Below are 16242 nucleotides of genomic sequence, written 5' to 3' on the forward strand. Positions count from 1 at the left end.
GGCTCAGAGCACGCCGATCTCGGCCAGAGCGCGGTTCAGCTCCACAGGCAGGTCCGCCTCGGCTTCGCGGCCCTCGGGCAGGTCGGGGGGCGCGTCCTCGGGTTTGAGGTAGCGCCAGCCTTGGAACGCGCGGCGCAGGCTGTTTTGGGTGCGGATGATCTCAGGGTCGAGCACGATGGCGCAGCGGCGGATGCCGTCCGCGCGGATGATTTCCTCCAGCCGGACAATGCGCTGGCGGGCTTGGATGACGCCTTTGATGACCCAATAGATCGAGCCGCCGTTGAGAATCTCGGCCTCGCGCTTGGGCCACATCCGCGTGACATGGCGCGGCAGACCATCCTTGGTCCGCACGTCCTTGCGCGCCTGCCATTTAGCGAGGCTCTCGACGCCTTCGGTGCCGACCGAAAGTTTGATTAGATTGATGTAGTTATCCAAAAGTTCCCCCGCACGGTTGCCTGAGAATGCGCCCCTATATAGTAGTTTCTCCTTCGGAGCTAGCAAGGTATTGTGGTAGGCTGAAGAATAAATTCCCGTAGATGTGCATTTTGGGCGTTGAGAAATTGGCCCTCCATGTTGTATCGATGCCAACTCTTAAGTCGCATTCGTGCTGCCCTCACGACTCAAAGGAACCGTTGTATGTCCCGCTTTACCGCCCCGATCGCCGAACAAATCTGGGATATGAAATACCGTTTTAAAGGGGCCGATGGCACCGCGAAAGACGTCACGGTAGAGGACACATGGCGCCGCATCGCCCGCGACCTCGCGCAGGTCGAATCGAAGGCGGATGTTTGGGAAGACAAGTTTTTCAACGCGCTGGAGGATTTCAAATACCTCCCCGCTGGCCGCATCACCGCAGGCGCGGGCACAGCGCGCCGCGTGACGCTGTTCAACTGCTTCGTCATGGGCACCGTGCCTGACAGCATGTCGGGTATCTTTGACATGCTGAAAGAGGCTGCATTGACCATGCAGCAGGGCGGGGGAATCGGTTATGATTTCTCGACCATCCGGCCACGCGGCGCGGATGTGCTGGGCGTCTCGGCAGATGCTTCCGGCCCGCTGTCCTTCATGGATGTCTGGGACGCAATGTGCCGCACTATCATGTCCGCAGGCTCGCGCCGCGGCGCGATGATGGCGACCATGCGCTGCGACCACCCGGATGTGGAGGATTTCATCGCCGCCAAATCCGACCCCGCGCGTTTGCGCATGTTCAACATGTCCGTGCTGGTCACCGACCCCTTCATGGAGGCTGTGAAGGCCGACGGCTCGTGGGACCTCGTTTTCGGCGGCAAGGTCTATAAGACCGTGCAGGCGCGGGACCTGTGGAACAAGATCATGCAGGCGACCTATGACTACGCCGAGCCGGGCGTGATCTTTATCGACCGCATCAATGCCGCCAACAATCTGAACTATTGCGAGACCATCGCCGCCACCAACCCCTGTGGCGAGCAGCCTCTGCCGCCCTATGGCGCCTGTCTGCTAGGTTCGATCAACCTCGCGCGTCTGGTCGCGCAGCCTTTCGAAGACGACGCCCATCTTGACCAAGATGCGATGAGCGAGCTTGTCGCCACCGCCGTCCGCATGATGGACAACGTCGTCGACGTGTCGAACTTCCCGCTGCCCGAACAGGCCGCTGAGGCGCAAAACAAGCGCCGCATTGGTCTGGGCGTCACCGGTCTTGCCGACGCGCTGCTGATGGTCGGCCTGCGCTATGGCTCAGACGAGGCGGCGGCCCAGACGGAAAGCTGGCTGAAGGCCATCGCGCGGGCCTCTTATTTGGCGAGCGTCGAGTTGGCGAAAGAGAAGGGGGCCTTCCCCCTCTTTGACGCGGAAAAATTCCTCGCCTCCGGCACCATGATGCAGATGGACGACGATGTGCGCGATGCGATCCGCGAACACGGCATCCGCAACGCGCTGCTAACCTCCATCGCGCCCACGGGCACGATCAGCCTTTATGCGGGCAACGTAAGCTCTGGGATCGAGCCGGTCTTTGCCTATGCCTACACCCGCAAGGTGCTGCAGAAAGATGGCAGCCGGACCGAGGAAGAGGTCGTCGACTACGCGGTGCAGATGTGGCGCGAGCTGAAGGGCGACACGCCACTGCCCGACTATTTCGTCAACGCCCAGACTCTGCCGCCTGCCGACCACGTCAAGATGCAGGCCGCGGCGCAGAAATGGATCGACAGTTCGATCTCCAAGACCATCAACTGCCCCGAAGATATCTCCTTCGATGCCTTCAAGGACGTCTATATGCAGGCGTGGGATACGGGCTGCAAAGGCTGCACCACCTACCGCCCCAACGACGTGACCGGTTCGGTCCTGAGCGTCTCGTCGGAGAAGACCGACAAGGCCCCCGCCGACAGCCCCGATCAGGTCAGCGAAGGCGGCGAGATCGTCTATATGTCCGACCCGCTGGACCGTCCGGCGGAACTGGAGGGCAACACCTACAAGGTCAAATGGCCCGACAGCGAACACGCGCTCTACATCACGATCAACGATATCGTGCTGAACGGCCACCGCCGCCCCTTTGAGGTCTTCATCAACTCCAAGAACATGGAGCATTTCGCCTGGACCGTGGCGCTGACGCGGATGGTCTCTGCCGTGTTCCGCCGTGGTGGTGACGTGTCCTTTGTGGTTGAGGAACTCAAGGCTGTCTTCGACCCGCGCGGTGGGGCGTGGATGCAGGGCAAATACATCCCCTCCATCCTCGCGGCCATCGGCGGCGTGATCGAGCGCCACATGATCGCCACCGGCTTCATCGCGGGCGAGGGCATGGGCCTGAAGACCGACCCGCAGGCGAAGGTCGTCGGCCTCGATGCGCCGCGTGGCAAGTCATGCCCGTCTTGCGGCCAGTTCGACATGCGAATGGTCGAGGGGTGCATGACTTGTGGGAGCTGTGGGCATAGTAAGTGTGGGTGATTTTTGGGGTGGTAGTTGTGTCAGTTGTCGGACACAGCAATAAGTGGCCATTGCGGCTGTTTTTTGACCTTTCGACCCACATCAAATGACCACTCTAAATCTCCCCAACATCTAAGTAACTGAAAAATAAAAACTTTCTGAATGCTGATCCGAAAAGGGTCGGCATTTTGCGTTATTGGGAGGGGTCAAGCGTGGAGGTTGACGGAGGCCGCTAGATGTTCCCATAACGTTCTCAAGGATCCGGATCCTCTCGATTAACCCAAGGCAGCCAAAAGCTGTCGGATGCTGGTCGCCAAGTTGTTGGTGAACCGGCCATGAGAGGACATCAAATGCCACGCATCAAATTCGCCGACGTCAGATTCCCGGACCCCAATGCCCCATCGGTCTTTGACATTGAACATCGGTTGAAGCAGCACTTGATCAAATTCCGAGAGAAGATGGGCAAATGCAAACCAGACAATCAAATCTCTGACCGAGATCGGCGCAATATTCTGCGGAAGATAGCAGCCTACAGGGATGCGACCTCTCGTAGATCGGGCATGGGCCATCTTGCTGACAAAGACCGCCACAGGTTGGAAGTGTTCCGCCACGGCGCAGAACTAATTTCTGTCGAATCCGAACACCGCGCCGATGAGATTGCTTCCGCCATCCATTCCGAGATGCCCTGGATGGCAGCAGCAACTGAGATGATCTGGCAGGACATGCGCTCCTCGGTTCGCAACGGTGATCTGGCACCGCGTTTGAGGCCGCTGCTCTTGGTGGGGCCACCCGGTATTGGGAAAACCTACTGGGCCCGCGCCTTGGCGCAGCATCTGATGGTGCCGACGTCAGTGATCGAAGCTACGGGCGAACCCGCATCATTCTCCGTCACTGGATCGCAACGTGGTTGGGGATCTGCAGGGCCAGGAAAGCCCTTGGAATCAATTATGGCCAGCGGTGTTGCGAACCCGGTTATCGTGGTTGATGAGATTGAGAAAGCTGGCACGGTCGAGTCCCTCAGGGGGCAACGGTTCAGTTTATCCGAAGGCCTTTTGCCATTTCTGGAGCGCTCGACGGCCAGCCAATGGTCTTGTCCCTACTTCCGGGTATCTTTTGATATGTCTTGGATCACATGGATCATGACTGCAAATAGCGTGGACGGGTTGCCCGCACCGTTTCTTAGCCGTTGCCCGCCCTTAAAAATCCCTCTGCTTTCAATGGAACATCTGCTTGGATTTGCAGATCGCTTGGGCGCAGATAGGAACCTCCCGCCCGAAGCCGTTGATGCCGTTAAGGAAGTCATTAAGGTCATTAAGGCTCCGCAGCCTATAAGCCTACGATCAGTCGCGAGAATGCTGGATTCTGTCGAGCAGGCTATCAACCGGCCACCATTACATTGAGCAAAAGAAACTGGGCGAGAGCCTAAGGAATTCGTCTGCCAAAATAACCAGCATCGCATGATGCTAATTCCAAAAGAGGCACTCCATGCCTTACAACGCTGGCTAAGGGTTGCGTGAGCTACCCCCCCCCCCGAAATTCGGACGCTGACGTAAGCTGCGATTTGTAGTCTGTTGATCTTCAACACGGAGGAGATCGACGATGTCGAAACGGAAACAACATCGCCCGGAGTTTAAGGCGAAGGTCGCATTAGAAGCGCTGAAGGGCGAAGAGACGGTCAGCGAATTGGCAAGCCGGTTTGGTGTGCATCCCACAATGATCCACCAATGGAAGCGTGCTTTGCTTGAAGGCGTGTTAGGCGTATTTGAGCGCGGCGGCCGGAAGGCCCAGAAGTCGATGAAGAACAGGTTAAAGATCTGCACGCCAAGATTGGGGAGTTGGCCGTCGCCGACGATTTTTTGGCCAGAAAGCTCAAACCTTGGACCGGCAAGTGAGGCGCAAGATGATTGAGCCAGACCTGCCAGGCCTTTCAATCGGCAAGCAATGCAAGTTGCTGTCGATCTCGCGATCGTCATTCTACTATGAGCCGAAGGGCGAGAGCGAAAAGAACCTTGATCTGATGCGCCTGATCGACAAGCAGTTTTTGGAGACGCCGTTCTATGGTGCGCGCCAGATGACCTGGCACTTGCGAAATGACGACCACCTCGTCAATGAGAAGCGGGTCAGACGCCTGATGCGGCTGATGGGCCTCATGCCGATTTACCAAAGACCAAACACGAGCAAGGCTGCCAAGGGTCACAAGATTTACCCCTACCTGCTGCGCGGGCTTCGGTTTGATCGCCCAAATCAGGTTTGGTGTACTGATATCACCTACCTGCCCATGCGACGCGGGTTCTTGTATCTGGTCGCGATCATGGACTGGCACACACGTAAGGTGCTGGCTTCGCGCATCTCGAACACACTGGAGGCTGAGTTCTGCGTCGATGCGCTAAACGAGGCCATCCACAAGTTCGGCGCGCCAGAGATCATGAATACCGTCCAGGGCAGCCAATTCACGTCATTTGCGTGGACAGATCGGCTGCGACGGTCAACTGTCCGTATCTCGATGGACGGCAAAGGCCGCTTCTTGGACAACATTTTTGTCGAACGACTGTGGCGGAGCCTGAAATACGAGTGCGTCTACTTACACGCATGGGAAACCGGAACTGAGGCAAAGGCTGGCGTTAGAAAATGGATCGAGTTCTACAATCACAAGCGACCACATTCTGCCCTTGGCGGACAGCCACCTGCCGTGGTCTATTGGAAGGGAATTGAAACAACCAACCCCGATCAGCAGGTGCAAAGAGCAGCTTAAACTACGCCAGATCTTGTCCAACTGTTGGGGAGTAGCTCAGCCAGGCATCCGGTGCTGCGAAAGGTATCAAGTGCCCTTCGGGTCCGCATTAATCCGAGTGTGGATAAGCTTGGACCGTATGTCGTCGTCGACAATGTAACATCAGCGAAAGTTTTGATCATTGTGCAGAAATTGGAAGATTGAAGAGCAGCGAACCCCGACAGAGGGGGCGGAAACCCGACATTCGCTGCGAAAGCAAAATTTCAGCATATGTCTCGTTGCTACAGACTTATTTGCAAAACATGGATTACTCGTTGGGGGCAGCTTCGCCAAGTAAATGGGCCTTAAATTTCCGCAAGTTCTCGATCTGTTCGTCGATTGATTGAGACAATAAAACCCGAGAGCGTTCTTCAGGCGCCATGCTTGTCAGTTTCGCCTCATCTTCAGCGTTCTTCTTTTCCTGCTCGTCGTCATTGAAAACAACATTGATGACGGGAGCCGTTGGCTTCTGCTGTTCCAGAAAATTCAGCCAACCGCCTAACGCCATTATGAATTGTTGTTCCTCTTCAGCGAGATGTTCGAAGGTTTCAGCTGTATATTCGGGGATATCTTTTTGGCCAGAAATCAATATCACCCCATGAGCCATTAACTTGCGCAAACTGTCGAATAACAAGGCTAAGTCGCGTTCACGCATATCCTGACTGTGCCTATAAAATGGGGAGGAGTCCGGGCCGATGCGGTCTAGAACGCCAATTGCACCTTTCAAAGCTGACATTGGATCGGCCGTACCCGGCATCGAACCTCGGTACTCCCAGAGTCTGAATATCAGATCAACTGCTTCCTGGCTGGCTGCAGTTTGCGCGCCATCCGAGCGTTCGGCGTCTTCTATGAGAGACGCAAGATGATGAGCCATCCATTTTCCTAGGGTATCAACCCCATCAGTCAGTTCCAACTCCCGTACGATCTTTTCTCCAAGAGCCAAAACCGTGTTCGGCTCCTTTAAGTTCTCCGGATCGCTCGAGGAGAAGTAATCTGTTGTAGGTTGCCGACCCATTTGCTTCCTCAAAACCGACCTGTTTGCTTTGGCTTTTGTCACGTTTTGTTATTCCTATGTCTGCAATGAGCTCTAACTTTTGGACGCTTAAAAACTCGCTCAAGGCGCTCTTTGACACTAACAGTCGATGTCCCGAACTCACGACACTGTCTCCCAAGAAACGGTTTCTCTCATCGGCATCTTTGTCGCCCCACAGTTCCAACCGAAAGATCGTATCACCTGAAGATGGGTCAATCCATCTGAGGCCATCTTCAAGAACTTCCTGAAGACCGAACTGTTTTACTGCCCTTATACCTGGTATGTTACCAGGTTGCCCAACTCCAAGCTGTAGGGGGTCTTTATCATCAAACCTCCGATCACCATCATTTAGTTGAATCCATCCTTCAAGTTTGAAGTCTTCTTCGTCAATTTCGCGATGATGGCCTTCGGGGCAGATATAGAAGTCGAGGTCATTTGGGCAGGTTTGCAGTGCTCGAACCAATGATATCGCAGTGCCTGGTGAAACTAGCCCAGTACTGATCTTTGCGTTCAGTTCCCAACGATCTGATCGAGTGGTAATGTATTCATCAACGACGATCCAACCCGGTTCTGACTCTGGGAATAACTCACGAAGAAGCTCAGCTTCATCAATTTCCTCCACCCATTCAGCGACATCAGAGAAGCTTTTGGATCGATGGTGAACGTCAAGCGGACGGTTTGTCACGAAATCCGCCAACCAAAACGGAGGTTTCGTGAGCTTGCCGTGCGATATCTGATAGCGCAACTCACTGAATTCATCCGCGTCGCTGTAATCAGACTTCCTCAATGGACGCTGGGCAAGAAATTCGCCCGCCGCGCACCACTTTGCGTTCCATTCAAGATGGGATCGATATCGCTCTAGTGTTGGAAGGGAACCATGGCTTGTGCTGCTAAGATGGTAATCTCGCTCGCTGAACCTATTTTCACGGGGTTCCCGGAATCCGTAGGGTTTCTCATCATTCACGCCCCATTCGTCAACGATCCATTTTTCAGCTGAATTCAGAAAGTTTTCAGTTGTTGCTCCCTCGAATACTCTTAACCAAGGAGCGTACCAGTACCGAAGAGTGTCCATAGCATCGAAATGAAATCTCTCGTTATTTCGGTCTACCTTGAAGAAATCGTACGAACCCATGGGCACGGTATCTGTGCCGGTCGTTGCAATACCAGAATTGACCGATATCAAATTTGCCAGTTGACCATCGTCCAAATGGAACACGTCGGCATCATGCAGCTTCCGGCACGCATCCGCCGCGAAATCTCTTATAAGGATGTGGGGAAACGATGCATCCAAGGCAATTTGATAGAGACGTTTGCCAGCATGCTCTACGGTCGAAGGTGCCTCCAGACATATGCGATCGAACATGATCATAATCCATAGACGAGCGGCCAGCCAGTAGTACGGCTTCTCGGGTGCCCGAAATACGTTGTCTTCCGCTCTTTCGTACAGCTCCAAAATCGTCTTTAGTTCTTCACGGTGCCCAAGTCGGGCGAGGCGACGCCCGGCGTGGGCAGCTTTCCATCTGAGGCGAAGATCGACGTCACTCAGGTAAGCAACGACGAAGTGTGCGACCGCATGAGTCGGTGTGTCGGGAACTCCACTTAGATCGATATTCTCTTTGTCTTCAGGGTCAATTCGATCAACCAAACGATCTAAGTACCATGAGAGCAGTCCCGAGCTTTCACGGTCGTCAAGGAATCTGGCCAACCGTTGCACGAGCCCGAAAATCTGATGAGAACTTAACCAAAGACCATTTTTTTCAAGCCCTCGTAGGATGATCTCTTCGGCTGCTTTCCCCTCTAGTTTGGCAAGGACCAGTACTTCTTCGAGTCTTCCGGCGGCGCCGGCATAGCGGCTCACCAAATAGGGCAACGCATCCCCGATGAACGGCGGTAAATTGTTTTCGCACCATGCCTCAACTGAGAGTTGCGAGTACCAAGCCTTAATGGAGCCAAACAGAGTGTCGACGAGCTGCTGTTCGTCATACTCCATAATAATCTCAACCAGAGCGCTCAAAAATTTTGTGCGGCTCCCAACCTGAACCTGCAGTGACGCATGATACAGCACTCCCGATAAAGATATGTACTCTTCATTGGCCCTAGTCTCCTTTAACAACTCCTCTGCGACGGGGTACAGAATCTTGGCTTGGGTTAGTGTTTCTTGGTCCCAGTTTTTCTTAGCAAGCACAGACTCTGGTCGCGTTTTTTTTCGGCGCTTCACGCCTGCTTCTTCTGGTGGGTCCTCAAGGTTGTTTCTGAGGTGGTTCTTGCGCCGAAGGCGCTCAAGCCAGACACTCCCCTCTTGAGACAAGAGCAGAGCCTCTGTTTCAGTGGACTCTTCTATTGCTCCTGTGGCTAAGTCACGCGCAAACTCTTCGACAAGCTTTCGTTTATTGGAAGTTTTTGAACAGTCTGTTTTGTGGAGAATCGCCGAAATTGTACGTGCGCTAGGACGTCCGACCAGCTTCAAAAGTGCGGCAGCTTGAACTGGATCCAAGTCGCCACGATCTACTCCGAAATGTAAGGCAGGCTCGCATGTTTCGTACGTGCTTACATAACCGCTGTCGTCCCATCTTGCTGAACATGCGAGGGCGGTAGGAAAGTGCAGTGCCGCAATGCTTTCCATAGCTTCACTCCAAGGAAAGTGTTCGACGTTTTCTAGCCGGATTCCAGCATCGACGAAAAACTCTGCGGCCACCGAAGCGTAGTGTTTTCTATCAAATGAGAGGTAATTTTCTTTGTTTAGGACAAGAGTATGAAGGAACCGAATCTGGTCTATCGCTTCGGAGTCCAACTCGTGTGCTACGGCAATTGCCTTCTGAAATATGACATTGGCATCGTCAGAACTTATGGGAGCAATCAACTCGGCGAAATTTGCGAGTGACTCTGATTTTTCTCTAGCACCCATTCTTTGCTTTGCAAGGCTGTTGACAGCATCTGTAGTGCGGTCGAGTAGTTCGCCGTGCAGCGAACTAAATGCTGTCAAAGAGGAAAACAAATTTCTAACGCTGGTTTCACCTTGTGGCCAAAAACCCTTCAGGGTTTCGAAGCTAAACTTGGAAAGAGGTTTGATCGGAATATTCGCCGCAACCAAAACAACCAGGCCATCCGCCATCACTGACCTTAGTTTAAGTGTCCTATAGTTTTGATCAAACCTCCAAGTGTCCCGCGAGAACGATTTCAACAGTTCGGCCAAGCAATCTTCAGATGAAATACCTCCCGCCCGGTGAACTAGATATTCTGCTCGTCTTGAGTAGAAGGGTGCCACACAGCTTCGTCAAATTGCTCGTGGAAAATAACTTCTAGGGTTTTGCCATTTGGCCGAAGGGGATCCAACGCCTCGCTCGGTTTGCCAGAAGTTTTTCCAAAGGCATAGTTCTGTACCCTAGGTGTGCCATTGGTAAGTCTGTGAAAATCGTCAACCCACTCTTCTGGTGCCTCCCAGAAATGAGCAACGAATTCGCCAGTTTCTGGACGACTAAAAGGAGGTAACTCGAAATGTTTGAAAGAGCCTGGTAGCTTTAAATCGTCTCGCCGGCCGGTCCGGGAACTGACGACAAGTGCAACGTTTTTCGGTAGGTCTTCAAACGAGATCAGTTCAGCGACAAAACTCTCCTCTTTCGGCACACGAGCATTCGCTGCACTAATTGAGTTATCGGCAGCGTCCAATACTATCACTAGCTTCGTTTCGGGTCTAACTTTGTAAAGTGTTTCGGAGGCTAAGAGCAGTCTTCGGTGAAATGCACGCGCAAAGTCCAAGCCCGATCTTGGTTCTAGGAAGGCGGGAATATTGAGTCGATTGGCAAGTTCATTCGCCAGCTGCACGAATGCATCGCGCGGTCTATGGCGCATCGCGCTTGCATCCATATATGAACCTGCGCCGTAACAATCGAATACGATAACTTCGGAACCCTCAGGCAGAAGGCCCTGAAAATGCTGAATAATTGTACTTTTTCCAACACCTCCTGATCCGTGCAGTAAAATTCGCTGATCACCGTCGATGATGCCGTTACAAAGCTCTTTAGAAATCTCGCGCGATACAAGATCAGTGACCGGCTTGACCTTTGCGGGGCATGGAAACAATGCTTGTATTTCGGTAACGCCGAACTGCAACAGAACCGACTCTTTGGTTATGATCTCTCCGGCCGTTTCAGGCATCATCATTTTGTTTCGGATAAAATTGCGCAGCCTTAGGGCCACTTCAGCGAACTCTGAATCTGTCCAAACCGAAACCTCGATCAGCATTTTCTCTTCCAAAAGGAAACGAGAGCTTGTCTGGCTAACAAATTTAAAGCACTTGGAAAAATCTTGAAACTCCTTAGGAGATAGCCCGCTAGCACGAACTAGCCGGTGCAGATTATCACCACCGCTCTTCCACTTAGCCTTGAAAGACTCTGGGACACCGTCATTTTTTGCCTTGTTGATAACGTCTACTACGCGGTCGGAAACAGGCTGATTGGTCACAAGTTCTACAGAAATATCGCTGAGTGGCTTTCCTTCTCTAAGCCTAACTGTCTCACGGAAGGCTTTACCCAATCCTCGCATTAGCGACGATGATGGGTTAATGGATGAAGGCCCATAACATGCCCTCGAAGGTGACCATAATTTATTCGGTTCACTCGCTGAATACTTCAGCTGTTGAAGCACCACGCGTTCTGCCGTCTGGATGCTAGCCCCGCCGTATAGCAAAGTGCAATCAACGCCGTCCCACTTGTGACCGGAACCGTCAGCAGATGGAACGCCCTCCACCGTTACCGCTTCTAGCTTGCTCGCCCTGTCTAACAGCTTCAGGGCTGATTGAACGGCCCAAAGTTCATGATATACATCACCTGTGTTTGAGCCCCTTGCTCCACGGAAATCCAATTCACCACTCATGTGACAAGACTTCCTCGATACCGAGCTAATTTGTTTTCATCCGAACGCTAGCACTACACGTTCAGGAAAAAACAGAGCAATCTCGATGTTTTTCAATTCCGACAGCCATCGACATGCCGCCCCCTCCGCTGCACTGCAGAACCTCGATCAGAATAAGAATTGACATGGACGGCCGCTTAGGGCCGAACGCGCCCCTTCGGATTGATTGATATGCGTCAATTCCTCGACATCAGTTTGACAGGTGGCCATGGCTTCACGGAAGCGCGGTCATCGACACATCTGGACGTCAAGCAATCTCGCTCCTAATAATCTCGCGTGGGTCGAAGTCAAAAACGCCGATAGGGCCCAACGCGTTCATGATTTTCCCTGCGGTCATTCCACCCTCCAGAAAATCGCACATAGCTTCAATGCCGTCAGCTTGGACTTGCCTTATGATCCTGGACTCATTCGGCGAGCCTTCGTCATTTTTGAAATGTAGGGATGATACGTAAAGTTCTTCACCCTCATCCATTTCCATAATGATTTTAATGAAAATCATTGGAGCTATCGGGTCGTTGGGCCACGCATCGATCTCCTCGTAAAGATGGTCGATGTAGATTTCATGTTCCGATTTATCCAGTCGCTGCCAGAATCCTACAATTTCATCATTTTCGTCGATGGGCTGGAGTTTCACGGCTGACATCTGCGACCAATCTGCAAAGCCTTGTTGGCGAGCAGTATGATTCTGGGCGTCACGAAGCTTTATTCCTTCTGATTTCTTGAAAGTTTTTGCTTCCTGCTTCAGTCTCGAAATCGAAATTCCGTTGCGGACAAAGGAGTACTTGTCTGTCTCTCTGCGTTTTCGTGGCATGAAGTTCTCCCGGGCGAGCGTTTTATGCATCTGATTGTGACGATGGACGAAAGGGCCAAGAACGACCCTCTCGCTGGCGCGAATGCGCAGATTCTAATGGGATACGACCCGGTAGGAGTTGCCTAAAATCAGGCATTGCTCCTACTCATCCCCAAAATATTTATCGCCTTCCCCAATGCCGAAATTCTCCAAGGCTGCGCGGTCCATTTCTGTTCCCTCGGGCCGAACCAAGACATGTGGGATAAAAGGGCCATTATAGGTCATCATATGTTGCCCTTCATGGGAGCGAAGCTCTCCGTTCGCTTCCTGGGCCAGCATGATGTAGTCAACGAGGTACTGCGCGCCGTCGAACAAATTGCTGCGCTCCGCCGGGGGCATGGCCTCAATTGTCTTGAGGTTGATCACCTGGTTCATCAGGTCGACGAATTCTTGCTCGGTGAAGTTTTCGGGAAGTTGTTTGGCGAAGTCTGCTAGTTCCATAGTCGTGCCTCGTGTCTTTTGATTGATGGCTTCAGCCTGTGAAGACGTACGACGTGAAGCTCTAGGGGATTTTCGTGGCCGTAGGGTAGGCCGATGAAATGACTATTGGCAAGTGCTCCGATCAAAGAAAATTCTTTAAGGGATTGATAGATTTGCGAAAAAACGGCTTCCCTGTTTTTTCAAGCGTTGCCTCGGGACCAGAAATGTCGGTTGCTCGCCGAGCAAACAGTGTTGGAAAATGAGGTCGAGACAGGGCAGTTCAAAGTGGATTTCTCGGTTTGCCTTGGTCGGCGTACGTTTTGGTTCTATTGGAACGCAAGTAACCAATTATAAGGCGAGTCTTTGTTTGAAGACCTTCGTCCGGTGCCACCCCAAGAAGACCAGGTGATTGTCGGTCAGATCGACTGGCTGGTCGAGATGAAGGCGCGCACGCGCCTGCTCGCTGAGGTTCTGCGAAAGAACTGGGATGCCGTCATCGCCGAAGATAACCAGACCGCCGTCTTCTCTTCATCGTCTGCCTCCTTCTTGGAGAACAGGCTAAATCAAAACACCGGACATTTCAGGGGAGCAGGTCAACCTCCACATGCTGTCAATCCTCGACCGGCAAACCTTTCCTTCGCGCTATCAGTGTCGGTATGGCGATGCTGGCAATTAGCAAGAGTGTGAGTACGAGGAAGGCGGCAGAAATCGGTCGATCAATGAAGGTGGTAATATCGCCGCGCGAAAACAACAATGCTCGGCGAAAGTGCTGTTCGATCATGGGTCCGAGAATAAAACCCATCAGCATAGGTGCGGGGGGATAGCCATAGGCGTTCATCAGGTAGCCGACGATACCAAAAACAATCACGGTCATAACGTCAAAAGGACTATTGCTGACAGAATATACGCCAATGCAGATAAAGAAGAGGATTGCCGGAAAGAGCAGGCGTTGAGGAACGGTCAATACCCTGACCCAAAAGCCGATAAGCGGAATGTTCAGAACCAGCAACATCAGGTTGCCAATCCAAAAGCTTACGACGAGGCCCCAGAATAAATCCGCATTGGTGGTGAAAAACTCGGGCCGGGGCGTGATCCCGTGGATCATCATCGCCCCAAGCAGGACAGCCATGCCGGCGTCGCCGGGGATGCCGAGCGCCAATGTGGGGATAAACGCGGCTTGGGTGGAGGCGTTGTTTGCGGCTTCGGGTGCAGAGATGCCCTCGATTGCGCCACGTCCGAATTTCTCTGGGGTTCGGGAAACGCGCTTTTCAAACGCATAGGCCAAGAAAGCAGCGAGCGTGGGGCCGGCTCCGGGCAGGATGCCAACAAAGGATCCGACGACCGAGCCGCGTAGCGTAGGCTTCCAGCATTCTTTTATGTCCTGGCGCGTCGGGATCAACTCGCGCATGCGGACCTTCTGCGGGGCGAGGTCGCGCGGTTTACCGGCATTTTTAAGGAGTTCAGCAACCCCGAACAGCCCCATGGCCATCGCCACAAGGTTCAAGCCGTCCTGCAGTTCCAAGACGCCAAAGGAGTACCGTACCACGCCCGAGGTCGAATCCATGCCAACGGTCGCCAACAGCAGCCCCGCCACGACCGAAATGAGACCCTTGATCGGAGATCCGAGTGACATCGTTGCAGCGGCAACGAGGCCCAGCAGCATAATGGAAAAGTACTCAGCGGAAGAAAACTTTAGGGCCATTTGCCCCAAAGCGGGGGCAAAGCTCATTACCAGTACGATCGCAAAGCAGCCACCGACAAAAGAGGTGATCGTTGTGATGAAAAGAGCGACGCCCGCGCGCCCCTGCTTGGCCATCGGGTAACCGTCGAGTGCCGTCACCGCCGTTGTCGAGGTTCCAGGCAGGTTAAGCAGGATTGACGCCGTCGAGCCGCCATATTGCGCGCCATAGAAGATTCCAGCGAGCATGATCAGAGCGCTCATCGGCTCCAGATGATATGTAATCGGCAACGTCATGGCCACCGCGGCCAAGGGGCCGATCCCCGGCAGAACCCCGATAAACATGCCGACGGAGACCCCGATCAGGCAGAAGAGCAAGGCCTCGCTGGTTACGGCCACATTGACGCCGAGCGCGATGCCGGAAATCAGATCCATGATTCAGCTCCCGAAAGCGGCGATCGGAATGCCGATGCCCCTGATGAAAATAAGATAGCCTACGAGTGACATGCCTGCGGCCAATAAGACCGCTTCCATCAGCTTCATTTCGGGCTCCGATTGGGCCGAAATCAGGATCAGGGCGACTGTCGCGGGTACGAAGCCTGCCCAGTCGACGAGCAAGACCCAAACGATGATCCCTACGATGATATAAGCGAAGGGGCGCAGACGCAGATCAAGCGATACCTCCGGTAAACGGCGGCCTTGCCAGGCCGCAAATAGCCCGAAGACAACCAAGAGAATGCCCAGCATGATCGGCACGAAACCGGGACCCATTCGCGTAATCGTTCCGAAGGCATAGCCGCGTGCGACGAAAATGGCGGCGAGGCCGAGCACAACCCAGACCAGACCGGCAATCACCTCATGTCTGTTCGACTTTGATGTCTTCATTGGTCTCCCTCCCAAATCGCATCGCTTTTAGCGATTGGCGCCCGCGATTGATGCGCCCCCACATTGATAGATTGTTTGCCCTGTAATCGCACCGGCATCTTCAGAAGCCAGGAAGGCTATCGTCGCTGCCACCTCATCGGGCTGGATAACCCTACCGATGGGCAGCGGCTGCACCGCCGCGTTTTCCCGCGCTGGATCTGTTAGCTGTGGCGTCTGCGTTGCTGCAGGGGCTACTGCGTTGACGGTGATGCCGCGCGGCGCCTGCTCGATTGCCAAAGAACGGATCAACCCGTCTAAGGCTGCTTTACTTGCAGAATAAAGTCCTCGTCCGGCGCGTCCCCGCGCTGCGCGGGACGATAAGAATACGAGCCGCCCGCGTTGGTCTGGCATATTCGGCAGCAGCGTCTGGGCTAACCTCGCTGCGGCACCGACATGCAATGTCCATAAGGTCGCGCCCGCGTCTACGAGGGTTTCATCGTCGGCATCGTCGCGCATGACGCCTGCGGAATGCACAAATGCGCAGGTCCGTTGTCCAGAAAGCTGCCCCTCAGCGAAGTTGATGCCAGCAAGATGTGCAAGGTCTGCTACGATCATCTCATCTGCAAAAGTTTCCGGTGACGCATCTATATCCACTCCGATAACCTGCCATCCGTCACTGCGGAACCGACGCGCGGTCGCGAGACCGATACCGGAAGAGATGCCGCTGATGACGACAACTGGGCGCGAGCGCTTCATTCGGAGAATGCCTTTCTTATCGTCGAGGGGCGCTATGGCTGCGAAAGTGGCGGCGCAGCGGTTTG

Annotated in this window: 11 protein-coding genes and 1 pseudogene; 3 read left to right on the top strand and 9 right to left on the bottom strand. The window is 53.7% G+C overall.

Annotation, left to right across the window (positions count from 1 at the left end; translation table 11 throughout):
* Window positions 1-3: 3 nt before the first annotated feature.
* Window positions 4-435: a DUF1489 family protein gene (locus B5M07_RS03880; RefSeq protein ID WP_120350292.1), complete on the bottom strand. Its 432-nt coding sequence runs from the start codon at window positions 433-435 to the stop codon at window positions 4-6.
* 201 nt (window positions 436-636) lie between these two features.
* Here B5M07_RS03880 and B5M07_RS03885 point away from each other — a divergent pair, with 201 nt between their 5' ends.
* The 3 genes and pseudogenes from B5M07_RS03885 to B5M07_RS03895 all read left to right on the top strand — a co-directional run bounded on the left by B5M07_RS03885 (window position 637) and on the right by B5M07_RS03895 (window position 5647).
* Entirely contained in the window at window positions 637-2916 is a 2280-nt protein-coding gene (locus B5M07_RS03885) for an adenosylcobalamin-dependent ribonucleoside-diphosphate reductase (protein ID WP_120350293.1), read from the top strand.
* Window positions 2917-3245: 329 nt separating this feature from the next.
* Complete coding sequence (locus tag B5M07_RS03890) at window positions 3246-4295, top strand: AAA family ATPase (protein WP_120350294.1); 1050 nt, start codon at window positions 3246-3248, stop codon at window positions 4293-4295.
* A gap of 199 nt (window positions 4296-4494) precedes the next feature.
* Window positions 4495-5647, top strand: a pseudogene (locus B5M07_RS03895) (IS3 family transposase).
* A gap of 286 nt (window positions 5648-5933) precedes the next feature.
* On the opposite strand, the gene B5M07_RS03900 reads toward B5M07_RS03895, so the two are convergent.
* From B5M07_RS03900 to B5M07_RS03940, 8 genes are all read right to left on the bottom strand, one after another.
* Window positions 5934-6578, bottom strand: a complete 645-nt coding sequence (locus tag B5M07_RS03900; protein ID WP_120350295.1) for a hypothetical protein — start codon at window positions 6576-6578, stop codon at window positions 5934-5936.
* Complete coding sequence (locus tag B5M07_RS03905; protein ID WP_120350296.1) at window positions 6565-9810, bottom strand: hypothetical protein; 3246 nt, start codon at window positions 9808-9810, stop codon at window positions 6565-6567. The genes B5M07_RS03900 and B5M07_RS03905 overlap by 14 nt, the downstream gene beginning before the upstream one ends.
* A 116-nt stretch (window positions 9811-9926) precedes the next feature.
* Entirely contained in the window at window positions 9927-11570 is a 1644-nt protein-coding gene (locus B5M07_RS03910; RefSeq protein ID WP_162931804.1) for an NACHT domain-containing protein, read from the bottom strand.
* 286 nt (window positions 11571-11856) lie between these two features.
* On the bottom strand, window positions 11857-12420 hold the full coding sequence (locus B5M07_RS03915) for a hypothetical protein (protein ID WP_162931805.1): 564 nt from the start codon (window positions 12418-12420) through the stop codon (window positions 11857-11859).
* Window positions 12421-12561: 141 nt separating this feature from the next.
* The gene (locus B5M07_RS03920) at window positions 12562-12900 is read right to left on the bottom strand and encodes a hypothetical protein (protein ID WP_120350299.1); all 339 of its coding nucleotides are present in this window, start codon (window positions 12898-12900) and stop codon (window positions 12562-12564) included.
* A gap of 589 nt (window positions 12901-13489) precedes the next feature.
* Window positions 13490-14992 (bottom strand): tripartite tricarboxylate transporter permease, encoded by a 1503-nt coding sequence (locus B5M07_RS03930; RefSeq protein ID WP_120350300.1) that lies wholly within the window; start codon window positions 14990-14992, stop codon window positions 13490-13492.
* Window positions 14993-14995: 3 nt separating this feature from the next.
* Window positions 14996-15442, bottom strand: a complete 447-nt coding sequence (locus tag B5M07_RS03935) for a tripartite tricarboxylate transporter TctB family protein (protein ID WP_120350301.1) — start codon at window positions 15440-15442, stop codon at window positions 14996-14998.
* Between the two features lie 27 nt (window positions 15443-15469).
* On the bottom strand, window positions 15470-16177 hold the full coding sequence (locus tag B5M07_RS03940; protein WP_120350302.1) for an SDR family NAD(P)-dependent oxidoreductase: 708 nt from the start codon (window positions 16175-16177) through the stop codon (window positions 15470-15472).
* Window positions 16178-16242 lie beyond the last annotated feature (65 nt).

Source organism: Sulfitobacter sp. D7, assembly GCF_003611275.1.
Lineage (GTDB): Bacteria > Pseudomonadota > Alphaproteobacteria > Rhodobacterales > Rhodobacteraceae > Sulfitobacter > Sulfitobacter profundi.

Coding starts and splice junctions, on each gene's coding strand:
- B5M07_RS03885 (WP_120350293.1), top strand. CDS start 637: ATGTCCCGCTTTACCGCCCCGATCGCCGAACAAATCTGGGATATGAAA.
- B5M07_RS03890 (WP_120350294.1), top strand. CDS start 3,246: ATGCCACGCATCAAATTCGCCGACGTCAGATTCCCGGACCCCAATGCC.
- B5M07_RS03905 (WP_120350296.1), bottom strand. CDS start 9,810: ATGGCGGATGGCCTGGTTGTTTTGGTTGCGGCGAATATTCCGATCAAA.
- B5M07_RS03910 (WP_162931804.1), bottom strand. CDS start 11,570: ATGAGTGGTGAATTGGATTTCCGTGGAGCAAGGGGCTCAAACACAGGT.
- B5M07_RS03915 (WP_162931805.1), bottom strand. CDS start 12,420: ATGCCACGAAAACGCAGAGAGACAGACAAGTACTCCTTTGTCCGCAAC.
- B5M07_RS03920 (WP_120350299.1), bottom strand. CDS start 12,900: ATGGAACTAGCAGACTTCGCCAAACAACTTCCCGAAAACTTCACCGAG.
- B5M07_RS03930 (WP_120350300.1), bottom strand. CDS start 14,992: ATGGATCTGATTTCCGGCATCGCGCTCGGCGTCAATGTGGCCGTAACC.
- B5M07_RS03935 (WP_120350301.1), bottom strand. CDS start 15,442: ATGAAGACATCAAAGTCGAACAGACATGAGGTGATTGCCGGTCTGGTC.
- B5M07_RS03940 (WP_120350302.1), bottom strand. CDS start 16,177: ATGAAGCGCTCGCGCCCAGTTGTCGTCATCAGCGGCATCTCTTCCGGT.